Origin of the sequence: Curtobacterium sp. MCBD17_030 (genome assembly GCF_003224255.1) — a bacterium.
In the GTDB taxonomy this organism is placed as follows: domain Bacteria; phylum Actinomycetota; class Actinomycetes; order Actinomycetales; family Microbacteriaceae; genus Curtobacterium.
Window position 1 is genome coordinate 52,073 of the sequence record NZ_QKLI01000016.1, and the last position, 19,603, is coordinate 71,675.

General features: G+C 70.0%; 20 protein-coding genes and 1 tRNA gene. 11 read left to right on the top strand and 10 right to left on the bottom strand.

Features of this window, described 5'->3' with window-relative positions; genetic code table 11:
• Nucleotides 1-19 precede the first annotated feature (19 nt).
• Both DEI89_RS17805 and DEI89_RS18340 read left to right on the top strand, forming a co-directional pair.
• Nucleotides 20-394, top strand: a complete 375-nt coding sequence (locus tag DEI89_RS17805) for a helix-turn-helix domain-containing protein (RefSeq protein WP_181421659.1) — start codon at nucleotides 20-22, stop codon at nucleotides 392-394.
• A gap of 21 nt (nucleotides 395-415) precedes the next feature.
• Nucleotides 416-802 carry an ImmA/IrrE family metallo-endopeptidase gene (locus tag DEI89_RS18340; protein ID WP_110904524.1) on the top strand — a complete coding sequence of 129 codons (387 nt, stop codon included), beginning with the start codon at nucleotides 416-418 and terminating at the stop codon, nucleotides 800-802.
• Here DEI89_RS18340 and DEI89_RS13220 read toward each other — a convergent pair.
• Nucleotides 713-2,044 carry a tyrosine-type recombinase/integrase gene (locus tag DEI89_RS13220; protein WP_110904525.1) on the bottom strand — a complete coding sequence of 444 codons (1,332 nt, stop codon included), beginning with the start codon at nucleotides 2,042-2,044 and terminating at the stop codon, nucleotides 713-715. The genes DEI89_RS18340 and DEI89_RS13220 overlap by 90 nt on opposite strands.
• 306 nt (nucleotides 2,045-2,350) lie before the next feature.
• Here DEI89_RS13220 and DEI89_RS13225 point away from each other — a divergent pair.
• Nucleotides 2,351-2,422, top strand: a tRNA-Ser gene (locus DEI89_RS13225).
• A 128-nt stretch (nucleotides 2,423-2,550) separates the two neighbouring features.
• A complete protein-coding gene (locus DEI89_RS13230; RefSeq protein ID WP_258366349.1) occupies nucleotides 2,551-4,029 on the top strand; it encodes an aminotransferase class I/II-fold pyridoxal phosphate-dependent enzyme in 1,479 nt (492 codons plus the stop codon).
• A 48-nt stretch (nucleotides 4,030-4,077) separates the two neighbouring features.
• Here DEI89_RS13230 and DEI89_RS13235 read toward each other — a convergent pair whose 3' ends face one another.
• From DEI89_RS13235 to DEI89_RS13265, 7 genes are all read right to left on the bottom strand, one after another.
• Nucleotides 4,078-4,695: a pyridoxal 5'-phosphate synthase gene (locus tag DEI89_RS13235; RefSeq protein ID WP_110904526.1), complete on the bottom strand. Its 618-nt coding sequence runs from the start codon at nucleotides 4,693-4,695 to the stop codon at nucleotides 4,078-4,080.
• Nucleotides 4,692-5,480 carry a creatininase family protein gene (locus tag DEI89_RS13240; protein WP_110904527.1) on the bottom strand — a complete coding sequence of 263 codons (789 nt, stop codon included), beginning with the start codon at nucleotides 5,478-5,480 and terminating at the stop codon, nucleotides 4,692-4,694. The genes DEI89_RS13235 and DEI89_RS13240 overlap by 4 nt, the downstream gene beginning before the upstream one ends.
• A complete protein-coding gene (locus DEI89_RS13245; RefSeq protein WP_110904528.1) occupies nucleotides 5,477-6,865 on the bottom strand; it encodes an FAD-binding oxidoreductase in 1,389 nt (462 codons plus the stop codon). Before DEI89_RS13245 ends, DEI89_RS13240 begins: the two co-directional genes overlap by 4 nt.
• Nucleotides 6,866-6,976: 111 nt before the next feature.
• Nucleotides 6,977-8,167, bottom strand: a complete 1,191-nt coding sequence (locus DEI89_RS13250) for an ABC transporter substrate-binding protein (protein WP_110904529.1) — start codon at nucleotides 8,165-8,167, stop codon at nucleotides 6,977-6,979.
• A gap of 88 nt (nucleotides 8,168-8,255) precedes the next feature.
• A complete protein-coding gene (locus DEI89_RS13255) occupies nucleotides 8,256-9,125 on the bottom strand; it encodes an ABC transporter permease (RefSeq protein ID WP_110904530.1) in 870 nt (289 codons plus the stop codon).
• Nucleotides 9,125-9,892 (bottom strand): ABC transporter ATP-binding protein, encoded by a 768-nt coding sequence (locus tag DEI89_RS13260; protein WP_258366348.1) that lies wholly within the window; start codon nucleotides 9,890-9,892, stop codon nucleotides 9,125-9,127. The genes DEI89_RS13255 and DEI89_RS13260 overlap by 1 nt, the downstream gene beginning before the upstream one ends.
• Before the next feature lie 55 nt (nucleotides 9,893-9,947).
• Nucleotides 9,948-11,234: an amidohydrolase family protein gene (locus tag DEI89_RS13265; protein ID WP_110904531.1), complete on the bottom strand. Its 1,287-nt coding sequence runs from the start codon at nucleotides 11,232-11,234 to the stop codon at nucleotides 9,948-9,950.
• A gap of 153 nt (nucleotides 11,235-11,387) precedes the next feature.
• Between DEI89_RS13265 and DEI89_RS13270 the strand changes: the two genes are divergently transcribed.
• Nucleotides 11,388-12,032, top strand: a complete 645-nt coding sequence (locus tag DEI89_RS13270) for a helix-turn-helix domain-containing protein (RefSeq protein WP_110904532.1) — start codon at nucleotides 11,388-11,390, stop codon at nucleotides 12,030-12,032.
• Nucleotides 12,029-12,997, top strand: a complete 969-nt coding sequence (locus DEI89_RS13275) for a PDR/VanB family oxidoreductase (RefSeq protein ID WP_110904533.1) — start codon at nucleotides 12,029-12,031, stop codon at nucleotides 12,995-12,997. The genes DEI89_RS13270 and DEI89_RS13275 overlap by 4 nt, the downstream gene beginning before the upstream one ends.
• Nucleotides 12,998-13,063: 66 nt before the next feature.
• Here the strand turns inward: DEI89_RS13275 and DEI89_RS13280 are convergent, their stop codons facing one another.
• Nucleotides 13,064-14,461 (bottom strand): amidohydrolase family protein, encoded by a 1,398-nt coding sequence (locus DEI89_RS13280; RefSeq protein WP_110904534.1) that lies wholly within the window; start codon nucleotides 14,459-14,461, stop codon nucleotides 13,064-13,066.
• A gap of 199 nt (nucleotides 14,462-14,660) precedes the next feature.
• Between DEI89_RS13280 and DEI89_RS13285 the strand changes: the two genes are divergently transcribed.
• The 5 genes from DEI89_RS13285 to DEI89_RS13305 all read left to right on the top strand — a co-directional run bounded on the left by DEI89_RS13285 (nucleotide 14,661) and on the right by DEI89_RS13305 (nucleotide 18,889).
• The gene (locus DEI89_RS13285; protein ID WP_146236799.1) at nucleotides 14,661-15,443 is read left to right on the top strand and encodes a hypothetical protein; all 783 of its coding nucleotides are present in this window, start codon (nucleotides 14,661-14,663) and stop codon (nucleotides 15,441-15,443) included.
• 49 nt (nucleotides 15,444-15,492) lie between these two features.
• Complete coding sequence (locus DEI89_RS13290; RefSeq protein ID WP_110904536.1) at nucleotides 15,493-16,020, top strand: SdpA family antimicrobial peptide system protein; 528 nt, start codon at nucleotides 15,493-15,495, stop codon at nucleotides 16,018-16,020.
• 302 nt (nucleotides 16,021-16,322) lie between these two features.
• Nucleotides 16,323-16,946: an HTTM domain-containing protein gene (locus tag DEI89_RS17410; protein WP_181421660.1), complete on the top strand. Its 624-nt coding sequence runs from the start codon at nucleotides 16,323-16,325 to the stop codon at nucleotides 16,944-16,946.
• Nucleotides 16,943-17,407, top strand: a complete 465-nt coding sequence (locus DEI89_RS13300) for a hypothetical protein (protein WP_110904538.1) — start codon at nucleotides 16,943-16,945, stop codon at nucleotides 17,405-17,407. The genes DEI89_RS17410 and DEI89_RS13300 overlap by 4 nt, the downstream gene beginning before the upstream one ends.
• Before the next feature lie 195 nt (nucleotides 17,408-17,602).
• Nucleotides 17,603-18,889, top strand: a complete 1,287-nt coding sequence (locus DEI89_RS13305; protein WP_110904539.1) for an amidohydrolase family protein — start codon at nucleotides 17,603-17,605, stop codon at nucleotides 18,887-18,889.
• A 101-nt stretch (nucleotides 18,890-18,990) separates the two neighbouring features.
• Here the strand turns inward: DEI89_RS13305 and DEI89_RS13310 are convergent, their stop codons facing one another.
• On the bottom strand, nucleotides 18,991-19,215 hold the full coding sequence (locus DEI89_RS13310) for a PLDc N-terminal domain-containing protein (protein ID WP_110904540.1): 225 nt from the start codon (nucleotides 19,213-19,215) through the stop codon (nucleotides 18,991-18,993).
• Nucleotides 19,216-19,603: the final 388 nt, after the last annotated feature.

Below are 19,603 nucleotides of genomic sequence, written 5' to 3' on the forward strand. Positions count from 1 at the left end.
GCTCCGGTACTGTGACGAGGTGACCGATCCGAACGACTTCATCAACCAAGCGACCGCTGACGTGATCGAGGGCATCATCGCCCGCGAACGCACCAACAAGCGGGCAGTCGCAGAGGGGGCAGGGTTCTCGGTCGCGACCATGACTCGGCTCGTGTCTGGGAAGGCAGAGATCCCGATCAGCCGGCTCTACGACATCGCTCGCGCCCTGGGTATCTCGGCTCAGGAGATCCTCGACGCTGCCGACGCACGGGCCGCGAAACTGTCAGAGGCTGCAGGCAATGTGACACCCCTCCGCCCTAAGAAGGTGGAGGACATGACCGTCGACGAGATCGAGCAGCTGCCTTACGCAGCCACCCGTGACCCCGAGATGGACACTGACGAACAGTACGACTAACTGCAACGGGGCTGGGGGAGCATGTACGACCCGTACCAACACGCTGAAGAGCTAGGTGTCAACGTCTTGCACCGGCCCATCAGGACCGCGCATGAACTGTGGCTGCCGGAGCACAACATCGTCGTGGTGCGGAGCGGGTTGCGGCGGGTGCACGACAGGTCAGCTCTCGCTCACGGGCTGGCGCATGCAGCGCTCGGGCACCCGGATGACCGGCCCAAGCATGAAGTGCAGGCCGACCGGTACGCAGCAAACCGCCTCGTCAGCGAGGACGAGGCGGTTGCTTTGTTGCAGTGGACTGACGACCCAGCGCGGATCGCGCTAGAGCTCGGTGTCTCCGGTCGGTTGTGGCGGGTCTGGTACAACTCCTGGCGACAGCAGGGCGGACATCTTGGTGAGGGCGTCGCGTAGCGCACGCTGGTTCCCGCGCGAGCGGTAGCGGCGGGACATGCCGATGGTGGAGTGTCCGACGATCTCGGTAATGACAGCTTCCGGCACTTCGGCTTCGTAGAGCAGGTCGACAGTCGTATGACGGGCATCGTGCAGACGGGCGTCGTGCACACCAGCGCGGGCGAGGAGCGCGTGCCAGGCACGATTGTCCGTGCCCGGGTCGACGGGGGAGCCGTCGAGGGGGAGAACTTCGCCGGTGGATGAACGCTTTGGGTCCGCGGTCCACACGAGGCCGTGAGGGTTCGGTTCCCTTCTGGCAGTGTCGATCCGGCGTTCGATGATCTCTCGCAGTGGAGGGACGAGGGGGATTACTCGCCAGCCTGCGGCGGACTTCGGCCGTGACAGCCACAGCCCTCCGGTGAGATGGCGGTGTTCCCAATCGACGGGCGCTTCGAGGTGCCGCTTTGGGCAGTCAGAGCCGCGCTTCCAGTTGCACGTCGGCTGGCGAGGATTGTTCGGGTTGCAGCCGTGTGACCACGTGAGTCGCTGCAGCTGCCACGACAGGTCGAGGTGGTCGCTGACTCGGTCAATTTCGAGGCCCAGCACTTCGCCCTGGCGCGCTCCGGTGAGGAGAGCGGTTGCCCACCGTGACCCCATACGGTCACCGGGTTGTGCGGATTCTAGGAGGATGCGGATGCCGTCGTCGAGGTCGAGGACGGCAAGGTCGGTGCGTGCTCGCTTGGGAGCGTCGGTGAGAGTGGTCACGTTGCGTGTGACTCTTCCCTCCCGTTCCGCGTCGCGGAGAGCGGTGCCGAGAATGCGGTGTGCTTGCAGCGCGGTGGTTGAGGAAAGCCCCTTGCCGGTGATTGCTTCGTGCAGGCGGCGGACGTGGAGCGGCTCAAGCTTGTCGAGTCGCGTTCCCCCGATCGCAGGGATGATGTGGTTGTCGATGATGCCGCGCTGGGTGGCGATCGTCTTCGGCCGGACTCGCTTCGAGTGAATGTGGTCGAACCAGTGCCGCATCCATGACTCGAGAGTCTGTGATGCGGTCGGTAGGTCGCCGACTTTCGCGAGATCCTTCTGCAGGTCCCGCAGCTTTGTGAGCGCCACGCGCTTGTCCTTCGACCGGACGATCTTCCGCCGCCGTACCCCTTCGCGTGGGGGGAGTTCGACGACTGCCTGCCAGAACTGCAGCGGTTTGCTGGTGTCGGCGGGGACGCGGAACAGTGCCCCTTCGCCCTTACCCCGAGTGATGCGTGCCATGACGCCTCCTTCTCCTGTCGTGCGCGGTCCACTGACCGCCGAGCACTCCGATGTGGGTGAAGGCCGCGGGCCTCCTACGTCGGTGGGTGGTTGTAACGTCCACTTCTGTTCCTCCTGTACTGACTTACGGGCGGGGCGTGAGGGTCGGTCCGTTCCCGCGGGCCGGCCCTCGTTGTCTTGCTAGGGGCGGTTTAGAGCCGCCTCCTTCTGCGATCCAAGGGTGTATCCAATCGGTGTATCCATCACTGCTCACCTGTTCTCAGGTGTGCTCGCATGTTTGAGACTGTACACCGCAAATCTGACGAGGCGCAAGTCAGTTCGGGCTATTTCTTCTGACTACGGATCAGAAGGTTGGGGGTTCGAGTCCCTTCGAGCGCACCGTACTGCAACACCACGAAGGCCCCGGAGATCATCTCCGGGGCCTTCGTCGTTCCCGCACGTCGGTCCTTCCCTGGCTTCAGTCGATCCTGGGCTGCTCCTGACGGGCGCAGGGATAGACCGGGTCCATGCCTGACGACCTGGACCAGACGGACGCCCCGTTCCTCGACGCCCTGCGGGACCACCACGCGATGAACCGGTACAGCTTCTCGCCGCCTGGGCACCGACAGGGCCGTGGGGTCGACACCGAGACACTGTCGGTGCTCGGGATGGACCCGTTCCGCAACGACGTCCTCGCCAGCGGCGGTCTCGACGACCGGACGTCGTCGAACGCCTACCTCGCGACCGCGGAGGCCCTGATGGCGGATGCCGTGGGTGCGGACAAGGTCTTCTTCTCGACCTGCGGCAGTTCACTGTCAGTCAAGGCGGCGATGCTCTCCGTGGCCGGCGTCGACGGTGGCATCGTGATCGGTCGCGATGCCCACAAGTCCGTGACGGCAGGGCTCGTGTTCTCCGGACTCCAGCCGTACTGGGTCGAACCGCGGCTCGACGCTGACCAGGGGATCTCGCACCCGCCGTCGCCCGAGGACTACGCCGCGGTCTGGGACGCCCATCCGGACGCCGCCGCTGCGCTGGTGGTCAGCCCCACCCCGTACGGCACCTGTGCCGACATCGAGGGGATCGCGGCGGTCTGCCACGAGCGCGGCAAGCCCCTCATCGTGGACGAGGCGTGGGGCGCGCACCTGCCGTTCTCCGAGCAGCTGCCCTCGTGGGCGATGAGCGCCGGTGCCGACGTGTGCGTCACGAGCGTGCACAAGATGGGCCTCGGCTTCGAGCAGGGGTCCGTCCTGCACCTCCGCGGCGACCTCGTGGACCACGACCACCTGTGGGCCTGCGCCGACATGCTCATGACGACCAGCCCGAACGTGCTCGTCTACGCCGCCATGGACGGGTGGCGTCGACACATGGTGCAGGACGGCGCGGACCGCATCGCGCAGGCCATCGAGCTGGCCGACCGCACCCGGGAGCGGATCAACGCCATCGACGGGATCTCCGTGCTGCACGAAGAGCTCCTGCACGCCGAGGCGTCGCACGAGCTCGACCCGATGCGCATGCTGCTCGACATCCAGGCGCTCGGCATCAACGGGTACCACGCACTCGACTGGATCCGTCAGCACCACCAGATCGACCTCGGGCTCTCGGACCACCGGCACCTCGGGGTCGACATCTCGATCGCCGACGACGAGTTCACGACCGACCGGCTGGTGCAGGCGCTCGAGGACCTGGCAGCTGCGGCACCCGGGCTCGACCAGGACCCCCCGGTGCAGCTGCCGGACCGCTCGGGCATCCTGCTCGAGTCGGTCGTCACCCCGCGCGAGGCGTTCTTCGCCCCGGCGGAGTCCGTACCGGCGGAGCAGGCGGTGGGCAGGATCGCGGCCGAGCAGGCGACCCCATACCCACCCGGCATCCCCGCGTACGTGCCGGGGGAGCGGCTCACCGCCGAGGTCATCGACTACCTGCGGAGCGGTCTCCAGGCGGGCATGGTCCTGCCGGACCCGACCGACGGCAGCCTCGGGACCATCCGCGTCATGCGCGACGTGCGGTAGCGGCCGGGAGGCCCGAGGCCCGTCCGGCAGGCCACTCGCCCGGTCAGGTCAGCCCGGCCAGGCCTCCGACCCCCACGACCCGTCCGCGCGTCGCTCGTAGGCGAGCCGGTTGCTCGGCCCGTCCGTCGCGCCCGTCCAGAAGAGCATCCGCACCGGCGTCAGCGCGTACCCGCCCCACGTCGCGGGCGGGTCGAGCGGCGCTCCGCCCCCGGTCGCCTCGAAGGACGCCCACCGGGTCCGCCGCTCGTCGGCCGGCACGGCCGCCAGGTCGGCGTCGTTCACCCATGCGAGCACCTGCAGGTAGTGGGTGCGCGCTGCGTAGGCGATCCGCGCCTCCCGGTCCGTCACCCGAGCGACGTCACCGGTGACGACGAGTTGCCGGGCCGCCTCCGGCCAGACGATCGTCACGGAGGCCCGTGGCACGGCCGCCAGCTCGGCTGCCTTGCGGCTCCGGGTGTCGCTGTGGAAGTGCAGGCGCTGCCCGTCGAACTGCGACAGCAGGACCGTCCGCGCCGACGGGTACCCGTCCAGGCCGATCGTGGACAGGGTCATCGTCGGCGTGACGCCCGATCCGGCCGGCGGGAGCCAGGCCGCGGCGAGCACGAGCGGGTCCGCGGGCGGCGGACCGGTGTCGGCTGCCGCGGCCTGCCCGGGCAGCGTGGTCATCGCGGGCCTGCGGGGTCGAAGCGGGCGATCTCGTGCAGCGAGGCCACCGCCTCGGCGAGGGAGTGCTCCCACAGGGCTGCGCCGTACGAGGCGGAGGCGCGGCTCGCGTCCCCGACGACGCCGGGTGTCCCGAAGTCGTCCGAGAGCCAGCCGAAGGACACCGGACCACCGTTGAACGCGATCTTCTCGAAGTCCGCCAGGTGGTCCGGCACCCAGCGTTCGGCGAGCGTCATGTCGACCAGGTCCGGCCGCAGGTGCAGGATCATCGACGTCTCCGCCGCACCGCCGTGGATGCCGAGTCCGCGTTCGTCCGCGTCCTCGCCGTCGGGGCCGGGCATCCGGGCGAGGGTCGGCATCAGGAACGTCTTCAGTCCGTACCGCTTGCGGATCTCGCGGAGTGCGACCTGCAGCAGCGCCACGTTCCCGCCGTGCCCGTTGGCGAACACCAGCGTGCCCGCGCCGGTCAGGGCGACGGCGCGGCCGACCTGCACCACGGTGTCGAACATCGTGTCCGCGTCGAGCCACACGGTGCCGGGCGCCCAGCTGTGCTCGTCGGACTTCGTGAACGCCAGGGTGGGCAGTTGCCAGACGTCGAGCCCCTCGGCCACGGCCTGTTCGACGGCCGCGCCGCCGATGTGGTCGGCGAGCAGGAAGTCCGTCAGGAGCGGCAGGTGCGGGCCGTGGTGTTCGACCGCTCCGGTGGGCTGGACGACGATGGTGTCCGCCGTGAAGCCGGCGGCGACGGCCGGCCCGGACAGCTCGGCGAGCTTGCGCGTGCCGCTCACTTGCCGAACCCGGGAACGGCGGGCTGGGCCGAGGCGGTGGACCCGCCGGACTGCACGAGCGCGGGGTCGATGACGTGACCGGGGTTGAGCAGCCCGTGCGGGTCGGTGCGCTGCTTGAGGGCGAGCAGCTCCTCCACCCCGTGGTCGACGTAGTACTGGTGCGGGCTGTGGACACGGACTCCGAGATCCCGCAGGACGGGGTAGCCCGCGTAGACGTCCTCCGCCCCGGTGTAGGGCGCGGTGAGCATGCCGATCGGGCCGACGTGTGCCGCCTCGATGTGCAGCATCCCGCCCGGGTAGACTGCCTCGACCTCGGCGATCCGGTCGATCAGCGCCTCGCCACCGACCTCGACGTGGAAGTACTCGGTGTCGGGGGAGTTCCGCTTCAGCCACCAGATCGGGTGGTTGTAGGACAGCATGGACACCTTCGTGGTCTGCTGCAGCCCCTCGCGCACGTCCTCGACGGTGCCGCCGGCCAGGCCGATCAGGTCGCGGGCCTCGTCGAGCGTGACGGCGTCGATGATCCCCCGGAGGCTCGCGCGGCCCGCCACGATCGCGGCGTCCGTGGGCAGGGTGGCGGCGATCTCAGCGCGGTCGGCGCTGACCAGGCGTGGCACCGGGTCCAGCCCGCGGAGGGTGCGGACGACCGCGAGCGCCTGTTCGAAGCTCGGGAAGGACGCGTACACGGCCCGCCAGTCCTGCAGCGGTTCGAGCCGGACCGTGGCTCGGGCGATGACGCCGGCCGTGCCGTAGGTGTGCACGAAGGGCTGCGCGTCCTCGCCCTCGACGTGTCGCAGACCCGGCTCGCCAGGGAGCGCGATGTCGAGCGCGGTCACGAAGCCCTGCCAGTTCGACCCGTGCGCGATCGAGCCGGTGCCACCGGAGCCGCCGGAGAGGAAGCCGCCGATCGTGGACTGCGCCGTCGACGGGTACATCCAGAGCTGCTGCCCGGCCGCCGCTGCCGCCTGTTCGAGGGCGACCATGGTGGTGCCGGCCTCGGCGGAGATCCAGCCGTCGCCGACCTCGACGACGGCGCGCGCCCGAGAGGTGTCGAGCACCAGACCGCCGTGCAGCGGGATGCCCTGCCCGTAGTTGCCGGTGCCCTTGCCGCGGGTGGTGACGGGCACCCCGTGGCGGATCGCGGCCTCCAGCGTGGCGGCGATCTCGTCGGCGCTCGCGGGGGAGGCGACGAGGTCCGCGAGGCCGAGCGGCAGCTGCTCGCTGAGGATCGGGCTCATCGTGGCCTCGTCGACCGAGGCGCGTTCACGGGTGCGTTGGTCCGCGCTCACGCCGCGCTCACCGAGCAGGGTGACGAGGTCGGCGCGGAGCGCCTCGAGCGTGGCTGGGGAGGCGGTGCCGACGGTGGCCGGGGTGACGGTGGTCATGCTTGCTCCTGATGGCTGCTGCGCGTTTCGGGTTCCGGACGGGAGGCGGCGGACGTGCCTCGCGCCTCCCGTCCGGTGGGTGGTCGGCGAGCCGACCGGTGACGGGACGACCTAGAAGCCGAGGGAGATCGACTTGTCCAGGAACTCGTTCGTGTAGAGGTCGGACGGCGCGAGGCCCTCCTTCATGCCGCCGTCGGATCCGGAGAACACCGGCGTGGCCTTCGCGATGAAGTCGGACATGCGCTTCTCGTCCATGTCGCCGACGTAGCCGTTGTCACCGTCGGTCGCGATGCCGCGCTTCCGCATCTGCTCGGCCGCGAAGGCACCGACCTTCGAGTCGTACGTCCAGCCGTTGTTGTACTGCTGCACGAGCTGCGTGATGAGGTCGTTCGTCGCGCCCGGGGACGTCAGGTAGTCGACGTCGGCCTGCTGCATGACCGGGACGAGTGCCTTCAGGCAGGGGGCCAGCTTCGTCTTGTCACCCGAGCGGATCGACATGGTCTCGGGGTACGGGTTCCAGCCGGTGGTCGAGATGAGAGCGGACGAGATCTTCTTGCCCCAGGCCGGGACCTGGTGCTGGTACACGTACGGCTCGGCGGTCGCGAAGCCCTGCTGGGCGTCCTTGCCGCCGGCGGAGACGAACTTCGACGGGGTGCCGTCGTAGCTGCCGTCGAGGACGCTCTTCGGCAGGTTGCCGGAGTCCTGCAGGTAGGACATGTACGCGGCGTCGTTGAAGTAGCGGACGACGCCGTCCTTCTTCTCGAGGGCCTTGCCGAGGCTCTTGATGCTGTCGACCTCGGGGTAGGTCTTCGGGTCCCACATGATGACCATCGGGGACTGGTCGTTCTCGGCGAAGACGGCCGTCGTGGGCAGCTTGTCGGAGAACGAGACGGCCTCGTCGGTGGAGACGTAGCCGAGGGTGATCGACTTGTCCTGGTACATCTGCGAGCTGACCTTCGAGTACCCGATGGCCGGGCCGCCGGCGCGCACCTCGAGCTTGACGCCGGTCGGTTTGCCGTTCGCGACGAGGTCGCCGGTCACCTTCTTACCGGAGGCGTCGATCGTCGGGTTCGCGCCGAGCATCTGGTAGAGGTGCCCGTGGTCGCCCTCGGGGTTCCAGTCGGTCTGGACGACGACGGTCGCCGGGCAGACGCCGGAGAGGTCGACGGCGGGGCCGGTGGCCGCGGTCGTCGCGGCAGTCGTCGTGGCGCTGCTGGCCGAACCGCTCGCACAGCCGGTGAGGGCGATGGCCGTGACGGTGAGGGCGGCGGTGACAGCGCCGATTCGGGTGGTGGTGCGCATGGAGGCTCCGATCGTGGTGCGGGTCTCGTGGTGCTGGGGGCGGGTGCTGTGGGAGGGAGGGGTCAGGGGTCGGGCGACGGTGGGACCGTCAGCCGAAGTCGTGCCAGCGGCCGACGGCCAGGCGGCCGAGCAGGCCGAAGACCAGGAACACCGCGACGCCGTAGAGCGAGGCGATGATGATGGTCGCGTAGAGCTCCGGCCCCATCAGCCGTGACGCGGTCACCTGGATGAGGACGCCGAGGCCGGGGTTGCCGCGCTGGAAGAACTGGTCGCCGACGATCGCGCCGATGACGCTGAGGCCGGCCGAGGTGCGCAGGCCGACGAAGATCGACGGCAGGGCGGCGGGGACCTGCAGCTTCACGAGTCGGGCGAACCGGCCGGCGCGCTGCAGCCGGAAGAGCTCGTGCTGCGCCCGGTCGGCGGACTGCAGCCCGAAGAGCGTGTTCGACACCATCGGGAACAGGGCGATCATCACCGTGACGATGACGCGGCTGGTGAACTCGTAGCCGAACAGGGCGCCGATGAGCGGTACGAGCGCCAGGATCGGCACGCACTGCAGTACCACGGCGTACGGGTAGAGCGAGTTCTCGAGCCACTTCGCCTGCGCCATCGCCATCGCCCAGAGGACGCCGATCACGATCGCGAAGGCCAGCCCGGTGAGCGAGACGACCGTCGTCCGGCCGAGTGCCGTCCAGAGGTCGTGGCCGAAGGTCGACGGCGCCCCGTTCATCCCGGTCGGCGCGACGATCGCCTTGAGCACCAGGTGCGGGTACGGCACGAGGAACGCCAGGCTCCGCACGTGGTCGTAGTAGGCGGCGACCGCGTACCAGACGGCGACGAGCACACCGAGGACGACGACGGGCTGCCACCAGGTGACCGACCGCCGACTGCGGGGGGTGGAGCGGCGGGCGGCGGCGCGCGTGGTGCGGGCCTCGGCGACCTCCTGGAGCGTGACCATCAGCGGTGTCCTTCCCGGAGAGCGTGCGAGACCTCGCCGACGAGCTCGGCGAACTCCGGGGTGAAGCGGATGTCGGGGTCGCGCGGCATCGGGAACGGCACGTCGAAGCGGCCGACGATGCTGCCCGGACGGCCGGACATCACGATCACCTCGGTGGACAGGTACACGGCCTCGGACACCGAGTGCGTGATGAACAGCCCGGCGAACTGCTGCTCCACGAACAGCCGCAGGAGTTCGTCGTTGAGGCGCTCGCGCGTGATCTCGTCGAGGGCGCCGAACGGTTCGTCGAACAGGAACAGCTCCGGGTCGAGGGTCAGCGACCGCGCGAGCGAGACGCGCATCCGCATGCCGCCGGAGAGCTGCTTCGGCAGGTTCGTCTCGAAGCCGTTCAGGCCGACCAGGTCGATGGCGTGCTTCGCCTTCGCGGCCCGCTCGGCCTTCGGGACGTGACCGAGTTCGGCGAGCAGTTCGACGTTCCCCTGCACGTTCCGCCAGGGCAGCAACGTGGCGTCCTGGAAGACGTAGCCGATCCGGTCGGCGGCGACCCCCGCGGTGCCGTCGGACGCCGTCTCGAGCCCGGACGCGATCCGGAGCAGCGTCGACTTGCCGCACCCGGAGGGGCCGACGACCGAGACGAACTGGCCGCGGTCCACGGTCAGGTCGACGCCCTGCAGGGCGACGGTGCCGTTCGGGAACGTCATCTCGACGTTCCGGAAGTCGAGCAGCGTGTCCGTCGTGGTGACGGGAGCTGGTGCGGTGGTGGTCACGGCTACCTCGTGTTCTCGTGCATGGTCGTGCGCGGTCAGGGAACGGGGACGGGGGTCAGGGGACGAGCTGGGCGACGGACGTGCGTTCCGTGCTGACGGTTCGTGTTCGGGCGACGGTGCGCCGCACCTCGGTGCGGGCGACGAGTCGTCCGCGGGACAGGACGATCCGGTCGGCGGGGGCGTTCGCCACCGCGTCGGTGACGCTGGTCGCGGCGACGGCGAGCAGGTCGGCGCGCGCTCCGACGACGGGACCGGCGGCCGGGAGGCCCATCACGCTCCGGGCGGTGGCGCTCACCATCGCGTACGCCTCGTCCGGCGTCAGGTGCCCGGCGGTCACGAGCAGGGACGCGGTCTCGAGGGCATCGCTCCGGCCGACCGGGTTGAACGGGTCGCGGACGTTGTCGGCGCCGGCGGCCACGCGGACCCCGGCGGCGAGGAGCGCCCGGATCGCCGTCAACCCGCGGGGGGTCGACACCGGGTGCTGCCATCCCTGCAGGTACAGGTTCGTGATCGGCAGCGTGATGACGCCGAGGTCCGCGGCGGCGACGTCGGCGACGACCTCGGCGAGGCGCTCCGGTCCGAGGGTGCCGAGTCGCACGCAGTGCCCGGCGGAGTACTGCCGGTCGCGCGGCCAGTCGCGGACGGCGCGGGCGTAGTGGTCGAGGGTGACGGGTCCGTCGAGACTCTCGTCGGCGTGCAGGTCGACGCCGAGACCGCGGCGGTGTGCGATCGCCAGGAGTCGGTCGACGTCGGCGAGCGGGTCCTCGGCGAGGTGCGGGGCGCCACCGACCAGGTCGACGCCGAGGTCGAGCACCGCTTCGACGTGCTCGTCCGGCGCGAGCGGCCCGGCCAGTGCGACGAGTTCGATGTCCATCAGGTCGGCGAGCTCGTCCCGGACCTGCACCAGGGCACGGGCGCCACGGACGGCGTCGGCGACCGTTCCGGTCCCACCGTGGCTGAGGACGTCCACGTGGGTGCGGACCGCGGTGGTGCCGGCCGCCAGCAGCGCGAGGGCCGCGGTCCGTGCCCGGTCGGCGATCTCGTCGACGGACATCATCGTGGCGTAGGCGGCCCAGGCGGCGATCGCAGAGCCCAGGTCACCGAGCGGCGGGTTGATCCGGTCGGCGCTGAGGGCCTTGTCGAGGTGGGCGTGCGGTTCGGCCGGGGCGGTGAGGAGCAGGCGACCCTCGAGGTCGAGCGTGCCCTCCGCGGACGCGGCGAGGCTGCCGGCCGGTGCCACCTCGGTGACCATGTCGCCGGTGATCGCGACGTCCACGAGTCCGCCGTCGGACAGCAGCGCGGACCGCAGGAGGGTGATCGGGCGTGGCAGTGACTCGTCCAAGGGGCCCTCTCGATCGTGTGTGACAATGTTGATCGCATCAACATCCACGATGCTAGGTGGGTCGTGTTTCTCACCCGTTTCGCTCCGGTTGCCGACTGTGACGAGATGGGATGCACGGAACGGCCCGCTGGTCCGGACCACGATCGGAGCGCGATGCCCACCGACCTCCTGCCCCACGCCGACCTGTCACCGGACGCTCCCGAGGCCGATCGGGTGGTCGACGAACAGGCCCGTCTCGTGGGCGAGCACATCCGGGCACTCCGGCGTTCGGCACGACTGACCCTCGTCCAGCTCGCCGAGCGCACCGGGCTCTCGCACCCGTTCCTCAGCCAGGTCGAACGCGGCCACTCCCGCGCCAGCATGGTGTCGCTCGAGAAGATCGCCACCGCGCTCGACACCACCCAGGTCGCACTCCTCGCCGCCGGCGCCCCGGCCCGGGACGAGCCGGACGACCGAGGACCCGAGGTGCTCCGCGCCGACGAGGGTGCCCGCGGGCCGTTCTCCAGCGGCGAGGCGCGGCTCCTCGTGCACGCCGGCCCGCACGCCTTCGAGCCGCTCGAGTGGAAGGGCGACGACACCGGTCTCGGCGAGTACTTCGAGCACCGTGAGGACGAGTTCCTCACGGTGCTCGAAGGCGACGTCCTGCTCGACCTCCGTGGCCAGGACGTGCTGCGCCTGGGCCCCGGCGACTCGGCCTACTACCGGGGTGGCACCGGACACCGCTGGTGCAGCGCCGACGGCAGTGCGTTCCACATGATCGTCGTCAAGGAGACCCCGCGGGCCGGAGCCGCGTCATGAGCGCCGGTCTGGTCGACTCCCCGGACGCCCGGCTCCGGATGCGGATCGCCGACCGGCAGCGGGTGGCTGAGGACGTCGTCGTCCTCGACCTCGCGTCGGTCGACGGCGTCGCCCTGCCCGAGTGGGAACCCGGGGCACACGTGGACTTCGAGGTGGCGCCCGGCATCGAACGGCAGTACTCGCTCGTCACCACCACCCCCGACGGGCACTGGCGGGTGGCCGTCCTCCGCGAAGCCTCCGGGCGAGGTGGGTCCGTCGCCGTGCACGACACGCTCCGTGTCGACGACGAGGTCCTGGTCGGCGGCCCGCGCAACCACTTCGGCTTCGACCCCGACCGGCCCGCGGTCTTCGTCGCTGGCGGCATCGGCATCACCCCGATCCGCGCGATGATCGCCGCCGCCGAGGCTGGCGGCACCCCGTGGGAGCTCCACTACGCCGGCCGCACCCGGGACCGGATGGCCTTCGCCGACGAACTCGTCGTGGCCCACCCGGACCGTGTGGCGCTCGCCGTCGCGGACGACGGCACCCGGATCGACGTGGCCTCGCTCCTCGCGGTGCCCCGGGACGCCGTCGTCTACTGCTGCGGCCCCCGCCGCCTGATGGACGCGGTCGAGGCCGCCGCCGCGCACTGGCCCGCGGGCAGCGTCCGGGTCGAGCGGTTCGAGCCCGCCGCTGACGTCGACGCCCCGGGGGAGTCGTTCGAGGTGGAGCTCACCCTCACCGGGGTCACGGTCACGGTCCCGGCCGACCGCACCCTGCTCGAGGTCGCGGAGGACGCCGGCGCGTTCGTCCTGTCGTCCTGCCGCGAGGGCACCTGCGGCACGTGCGAGACCCCCGTCCTCGACGGCGCGGTCGACCACCGCGACACCGTGCTCAGCCCGGCGGAGCAGGCTGACGACCGCACCATGATGGTCTGCGTCTCCCGCGCCAGGCGCGGCTGCCCGCGGCTGGTGCTCGAACTCTGAGACGCCGGACGGGAGGCTCGGGTACGGACGCGAGCAGGGCCTCCCGTCCGCCGCGGTGCCGGCCAGTCAGGGGCGCTCGGTGTCGGCCAACGGTGCACCGGTGAGCGCCGAGAGACGCTCGAGCCCGGCCTGCTCGACGAGCTGGCGAGCCAGCGGACGGGCGCGGGCCACGGCCTCCCGGACGTCGACGCGCGTCACCTCGAAGTCCGCCAGGCTGAGCTCGCCGTCGACCCAGACGTCCTTCACCTCGCGGCTGCCGGCGACGAACACGACCGCCTGGAACGGGTCGTGCACGTTCGCGAGCGTCGGGCTCTCCCCGTCGAACACGACCAGGTCCGCACGCTTGCCCGGCTCCAGCGACCCGATCTCGGCGTCCATCCGCAGTGCCGTCGCACCGCCGATCGTCCCCATCTCGAACGCCTCCCGGGCGGTCATCGCGGTCGCCTGCAGGTCCCGGATCCGGGCGAGCAACGCCGCCGTCTTCATCGCCTGCAGGAAGTCCTGCGAGTCGTTCGACGCCGGCCCGTCGACACCGATGCCGACCGGGATCCCGAGCGCCCGGAGCTCCGCCACCGGCGCGATGCCGCTCGCCAGGATGCCGTTGGCGACCGGGTTGTGCGCGACGCCGACCCCGTTCGCGGCGTAGGTCTCGCGGTCCTCCCGGTCCATCCAGACGCTGTGCGCGGCGATCACCGGCACCCGGAACATCCCCGTCGCCTCGGCGTGCCCGACGACCGTCTTGCCGGTGCGCTGGCGGGCTGCGGTGACCTCTTCGCGGACCTCGTGCACGTGCACGTGGATGCCGTGCCCGCCGTCGACCGCGTACTCGATGTGCTCCTGCCAGGCCTGGTCCGAGTACCGGCCGATCGAGGACATCCCCACACGGAACGTGCTGTACCGGCTGGCATCGGCGGCCTCGCGCAGGGCATCGAACTCCTCGAGGATCGGTGCCGGACCGAAGCCGCGGTCGACGTCCCCGGAGCCGAACGACACCACTCCGCGCAGGCCCAGCTCCTCGAGCGCCTGCACGACCCCCGGGGTCGCCGGTTCTCCGGCGATCGGGTCCGAGCAGAACATGTCGTTCGCCGTCGTCACGCCGCTCCGGAGCATCTGGATGCCCTGCAGCATCGTGCCCGCGTACGCCTTGTCCCGCGTCATCACCGGGTTGACGTGGGAGATGAGGGCGTTCAGCCACTCCCACAGCGTGTACTGCGAGCCGATGCCCGTGATGAGCCCCTCGCTGAAGTGCCCGTGCGTGTTCACGAAGCCCGGCGTGACCAGATCGTGCGCCCCGCCGCGGATCGTCGCACCGGGGTGTGCTGCCGACAGCTCGGCGAACACACCGACCGCGGCGACCCGGTCCCCGTCGAGGAGCACCGCGCCGTCCCGGATCGCGGACGGGGTCTCGGAGTGGTCGGGGGCGGCGGTCAGCACCCACCCGCCGCGGATCAGGGTCTGGGTCATGTGGGGACCCTAGGGACCGCGTGTTTCGCCGGTGTTCCGATCGAGTTTCCCGGCGGTGTGTGCGGGCGCAGGCGGAACGGCATCGAGAAGTGGCGGCACGGTCGACGTCCCGTGAGAACGAGGTGGCTGCGTGATCGACCAAGTTCTGAGTACGAATCACGGTTGACATGCCGGATATCAAACAGAGAGTATCGACGCCATGAGCGGATTCCCACAGCAGAGCCCACGTCGAACCTCGATGAAGATCGGAGTAGTCGGGCTGCTCACTGCTGCTCTCATCGCCGGGACAGCTGTCCAAGCCGAGGCCACACAGCCGAGGCAGAGGCCGCTCGCAGTTGTTCAGGAGAAGTACCGCGGCGAGGAGGGTGACGCCCAGGGGTCCGCCGCTGCGCAGCGCGGACGACAGGTTCTCGAGAGCCTGTTCTTCCTGCAGGGCGGAGAACGCACGCGGTCGTTGCTCGAGAACGTTGCCGTCTCCACACTCACTGACGACGAGATCGAAGCCGTTCTGCATGAGGTCAGCAGGCCGAAGTCCGTCGCGGAGGTTCGACAGATCGAAAGGGAGCTGGACGAGAGCAATCCGGAGTACTTCAGGGAACTCGGAGCGGCGGTCCTCTCTGACGATCCTGCCCAGGTGCAGCGGCAGCTGACCTGGGCCTACGACGAGATGCTGCGGACGCCGACGATGGCGAAGGCGGTCGAGTCGCTGGAGGCAGAGGCCACCCACGTGCCGGGGGAAGTCGGGACGGACTGCGGCGTCGCCGTCGTCGTGGCGCTCGGAGCTGTCATCGCGGTGACTGCGGTCGCGGCGGTGAACTACGTTCTCGCAGCCAACATCGCTCTTGGTTACAACGTCGCCGCCGGTGCGAACGTGGCCTACCAGAACAACGCGGTGAAGACGAGGTCGGCGGCGGACGCCGGCACCAGTACCCGGTTCTCGGACGGGATCGTGGCAGCTGTCATCGAGCAGTTCGGCCGCTGACTTGCCTCAGCTGACGTGGGTGGGAGGACAAGCGGTCCCGGCGTCTCGGATGGCGATCATCCTGGGGGGCATCGTCGGGCTGACGCTCGCCTTCTACGTGATGCAAGGAGCAGTGAGCTTCACTCCGGCTGTGGTGCCTCCGGCCCGGAACGATGTCGTGCATCTGACTCGGCAGATAGCGCCGCAAGGCTGGGCGTTCTTCACGAAAGACGCCCAGAGCGCCTACATTGTCCCCTTCGAGGTGTCCAGAGGAGGGCTCATCGACCGGTCCATCGCCGTCGGTGCGTCCGCACAATGGGCCTTCGGCTTCAACCGCGCGGGCCGGTCACAGGGGGCTGAGATCGCGACTTTCCTCCACGGAGTCGGACAACGAGCATGGACCAACTGTGGCACCGATGAGACTTGCTACGCGGAGGCAGATGCTGCGAAACCGCTGCGCGTGAAGAACCCTCGGATGGAGCCCACGCTCTGCGGCAGGGTCCTCCTCGTCGCACAGAAGCCCGTTCCGTGGGAGTGGCGGTTCTTGCGGGCGACGCCACTGCCCCAGGAGGCGATCCTCCTGGATGTCGCATGCTGAATCGCCTGGGGCGGTACTGGCTGAGGGGGACACTGCGGCTACCGACGCCGTGGACCGCAACCCTCGGTGCGGCGCGAAGCCTGCTCGGTCTGAGCGCCGGACTGACGTATTTGCTCACCCCGACCACGGTCCTCTTCACCCCGGTCGACGGGGCCTTGACCGCTCGCTGCGCTGCCAGCGCGCGATGGCTGGCCTGGCCGTGTTGGCTCTCGGAAGGAGTTCTCACTGTTGGGCAGGCGACTGCCGGGGTGCTGTGTCTCATCGCTGCATCTGGTTGGTTTCCAGCGCTGACTGCAGTACCGATGGCGGCACTCCTCATCGCGTTGCCGCTGACGAGTGCGGCACCAGACGGCGGAGATCAGCTTGCGGGAATCCTGGGGCTACTGCTGCTGCCGGTCAGTCTCACCGACTGGCGGCGGCACTCGTGGACAGCTGTGCAGCCAATGCGTGCTCTGTGTACGCGGGTCTTCGTCGCAGACTTCGCCCTCGCGCTTGCGAAGCTGCAGATCGCGGTTGTCTACCTCGTCGCCTGCCTCGGGAAGTTCAGCAGTCCAGAGTGGGCGAACGGCACGGCCCTCTTCTACTGGGTGCGGAACAACGTGTTCGGAGCGCCGTCGCTCCTCCGGCCGATGGCGGAATGGGTGACGATACGACCACTGCCGGTCGCCGTTCTGTCCTGGGGGACGCTCGTGCTGGAGTTCAGTCTCGCTATCGCCGTGTTCCTGCCGACCCCGTTCCGGTTGCGGATCCTCCTGCCGGTCGCACTCCTGTTCCATCTCTCCATCTGGCTGGTGCTCGGCGTGTCGAGCTTCGCGTTCGTGATGGGTGCCGCGCTGCTGATCTTGGTCGTACCGGTCGGATGGTCACTCGTCCGAGCGGAGGCCGTTCGCATCCACTCGGAAGAAGAAGCGGGGATACCGTCATGACGGAGACGACGAACGGGCCCGCCTGGATGAAGGTGCTGGGTGCCTTCCTCCTGCTCAGCTTCGGTGGCATGGTCGCACTCACGGTCTTCCTCACCTCTGAGATCGGGGTCGGTCCCGCGACGTTGCTGATGCTCCCCTCCGTGCTCGTACTCGCTGCCGGCATCGTCCTCGTCACCGCCTCGATACGTGTGGACATCGCAGACGACGTCCAACTTCGGTTCTTCCCTGTATGGCGTCGTCGGCTCGAGTACTCCGAGTTGGATTCTGTGCGGGTCGACGACCAGCCCTGGTTCCGATTCGGTGGTGTCGGCCTGCGGTGGAGAGGCGACGCGACCGGGCTCATCCTCGGGAACCGGCCGGCAGTCGTCCTACGAACCCGGAGGAATCACGAATACGTGGTTCAGTGCAGTGGCCCTGAGCGTGTCGCCGAACACATCCGAGACCGTCTGGGCAGGCGCTGAGAGCTGCTGGAGTCGCCCTGTTTCCGCACGAGCCGGATGATGTTGCTGCCGCTCGGGACCGTGGAAGACGCCCCCTCGTCTCACCACTGAAGATCATCGGCCAGATGTATCAGGAAGGAGACGGCGTCCGACAGGACGACGAGGGAGCTCCTGTTCGTCATCGACCGGAAACAGCGCCCTGCTACAAACACTTGCATGCTGACCGTCACCGGTGCCCTCCGTGTCCTCGTCGACCCCCGCACGGAGCGCGACGGGGACGTGCTCGTCGACGACGGCAGCAATGTCGCCTCCACGCTCGACGCCTCCGGCTGTGTCGTCACCGCCGGCCTCGTCAACGCCCACCACCACCTGCTGCAGACCGCCTTCCGCACGCTCGCGGGCACACGCGGGGTGCCGATGGCGGACTGGCTCCCCACGATGGCGCAGGCCTACGCCGCGGCGGGGCACGATCCCGAGCTCTACGGGGTGGCGGCGGCCGTCGGAGCCGCTGAGGGCCTCCTGTCCGGCGTCACGACCATTGCCGACCACCACCTGAACTGGCCGACCGAGGCGAGCCCCGACGGGACCGTCGCGCTCGCCGCAGCGACCGTGGACGCTGTCCGCGGGCTCGGCGGTCGGCTCGTCTTCGTCCGGGGGAGCGCGCGCGACGACCCGTCACAGGCAGCGGCATCGGCCGACGCGATCGTCCGGGCCCTGCTGCACGAGGACGCGGTCGGCGGCACCGACCTGGACGGGCGGCTGCAGGTCGCGGTCGGGCCGGCGGGCGTGCACTCCGACGGAGAGGCGACGTTCCGGGCGCTCGGCGAGGTCGCCGCCGAGCACGGCCTGCGCCGACGCACGCAGGCGAACGAACAGGTGGACACCGCCATCGCGCTGGAGCGGTACGGACGTCGACCGCTCGACCTGCTCGAGGAGTGGGGGTGGCTCGCGCCGGACGTCACGATCGCGCACCTCTGCGACGTCACCGACGACGAGATCGCCCGGCTCGCGGCCAGCGGCGTCACCGCCACCCACGCACCCGGATGCGACGTGCCCATGGGGTGGGGGATCGCTCCGGTGGCACGGCTCGCCGCCGCGGGGGTCCCGATCGGCCTCGGCACGAGCGGTGGAGGCAGCAACGACGCCGGACACCTGCTGGCCGACGCTCGGCTCGCGATGCAGGTGTCCGCGCTGGTCGGGCCGCAGCTGCCCGCGCGTCAGGTGCTCGGCATGGCGACCGAGGGCTCCGCTGTCGGTCTCGGCAGGCCGGAGCTCGGTCACCTCGGCACCGGATCGGCGGGGGACCTCTGTGTGTGGGACGTGTCCGGGGTCGCCGACGCAGGTGTGGCGGACCCGGTCGCGGGCCTCCTGTGGGCGTCACCGGGCCGGCGGCCGAAGCACGTCGTCGTCGGTGGGCGCGTGGTGGTGCGGGACGGGAGGCTCGTCACGGCTGACGAGGGCGAGCTGGCGGCCCGGCTGCGGGAGCGGCTGGAGCGTCGCTGAGACGCCGGCGTCTCCGCGAGACGCCGCCTGCTTCGTGAGACGCCGCCGAAGTCTGCGGCGTCTCGGGGACTCGGCGGTGTTTCGACGTGGGGCGGTCTGGGTCAGTGCGCGCGGTTGAGACGCGCTGCGAGTCGACCCAGTGCCCAGTTGACCAGGAAGCCGAGTGCGCCGACGACCGGGATCACGATGACCACGACGGTCCAGACCACCTTCGCCAGCCGGCTCCGGGTTCCGTCGCGCCAGAGGGGCACCAGCGCTCCGATCTCGAGCAGCATGATCACGACCAGCACTGCGAGGTGTGGACCGGTCGCCAGGTTCCCGAACATGCCCGTACCTCCCCTGGGGTGCGTGGTCGCACCCGATCGGGAGTGTAGCGCGACGGCACGGCAGGGACGGGCCTCCAGAGCCAGGGGCTGCTGGTGGGGGCCAGCGCTCGAGACGCCGTGGAGCTCTCGAGACGCCGCCGAAGAGGGCGGCGCCTCGGAGACTCGGCGGCGTCGGAGCGCGCAGCGCAACGCGAGAACGCCGCCCCGGTGTGTCCGGGGCGGCGTTCTCGTGTGTCAGATCGGGGCGTTACTTGATCGTGCTTACTTGATCTGGGCGGTGATGGTGGCGGTGCCGACGAGCAGGCCGCCCTTGACGGCGTCGGTCTTGAAGGTGTCGTTGAGCAGCTTCGCGGCGTCGTCGGAGACGTGGACGGTGGTGCCGGTCAGG

Excerpts from the sequence above, each read along its gene's own strand:
- DEI89_RS13300 (WP_110904538.1), top strand. The coding sequence starts at position 16,943 with ATGACGGAGACGACGAACGGGCCCGCCTGGATGAAGGTGCTGGGTGCC.
- DEI89_RS13290 (WP_110904536.1), top strand. The coding sequence starts at position 15,493 with ATGGCGATCATCCTGGGGGGCATCGTCGGGCTGACGCTCGCCTTCTAC.
- DEI89_RS13270 (WP_110904532.1), top strand. The coding sequence starts at position 11,388 with ATGCCCACCGACCTCCTGCCCCACGCCGACCTGTCACCGGACGCTCCC.
- DEI89_RS13250 (WP_110904529.1), bottom strand. The coding sequence starts at position 8,167 with ATGCGCACCACCACCCGAATCGGCGCTGTCACCGCCGCCCTCACCGTC.
- DEI89_RS13230 (WP_258366349.1), top strand. The coding sequence starts at position 2,551 with ATGCCTGACGACCTGGACCAGACGGACGCCCCGTTCCTCGACGCCCTG.
- DEI89_RS13310 (WP_110904540.1), bottom strand. The coding sequence starts at position 19,215 with ATGTTCGGGAACCTGGCGACCGGTCCACACCTCGCAGTGCTGGTCGTG.
- DEI89_RS18340 (WP_110904524.1), top strand. The coding sequence starts at position 416 with ATGTACGACCCGTACCAACACGCTGAAGAGCTAGGTGTCAACGTCTTG.
- DEI89_RS13235 (WP_110904526.1), bottom strand. The coding sequence starts at position 4,695 with ATGACCACGCTGCCCGGGCAGGCCGCGGCAGCCGACACCGGTCCGCCG.
- DEI89_RS13275 (WP_110904533.1), top strand. The coding sequence starts at position 12,029 with ATGAGCGCCGGTCTGGTCGACTCCCCGGACGCCCGGCTCCGGATGCGG.
- DEI89_RS13255 (WP_110904530.1), bottom strand. The coding sequence starts at position 9,125 with ATGGTCACGCTCCAGGAGGTCGCCGAGGCCCGCACCACGCGCGCCGCC.
- DEI89_RS13245 (WP_110904528.1), bottom strand. The coding sequence starts at position 6,865 with ATGACCACCGTCACCCCGGCCACCGTCGGCACCGCCTCCCCAGCCACG.
- DEI89_RS13280 (WP_110904534.1), bottom strand. The coding sequence starts at position 14,461 with ATGACCCAGACCCTGATCCGCGGCGGGTGGGTGCTGACCGCCGCCCCC.
- DEI89_RS13220 (WP_110904525.1), bottom strand. The coding sequence starts at position 2,044 with ATGGCACGCATCACTCGGGGTAAGGGCGAAGGGGCACTGTTCCGCGTC.
- DEI89_RS17410 (WP_181421660.1), top strand. The coding sequence starts at position 16,323 with ATGGCGGCACTCCTCATCGCGTTGCCGCTGACGAGTGCGGCACCAGAC.
- DEI89_RS13305 (WP_110904539.1), top strand. The coding sequence starts at position 17,603 with ATGCTGACCGTCACCGGTGCCCTCCGTGTCCTCGTCGACCCCCGCACG.
- DEI89_RS13285 (WP_146236799.1), top strand. The coding sequence starts at position 14,661 with ATGAGCGGATTCCCACAGCAGAGCCCACGTCGAACCTCGATGAAGATC.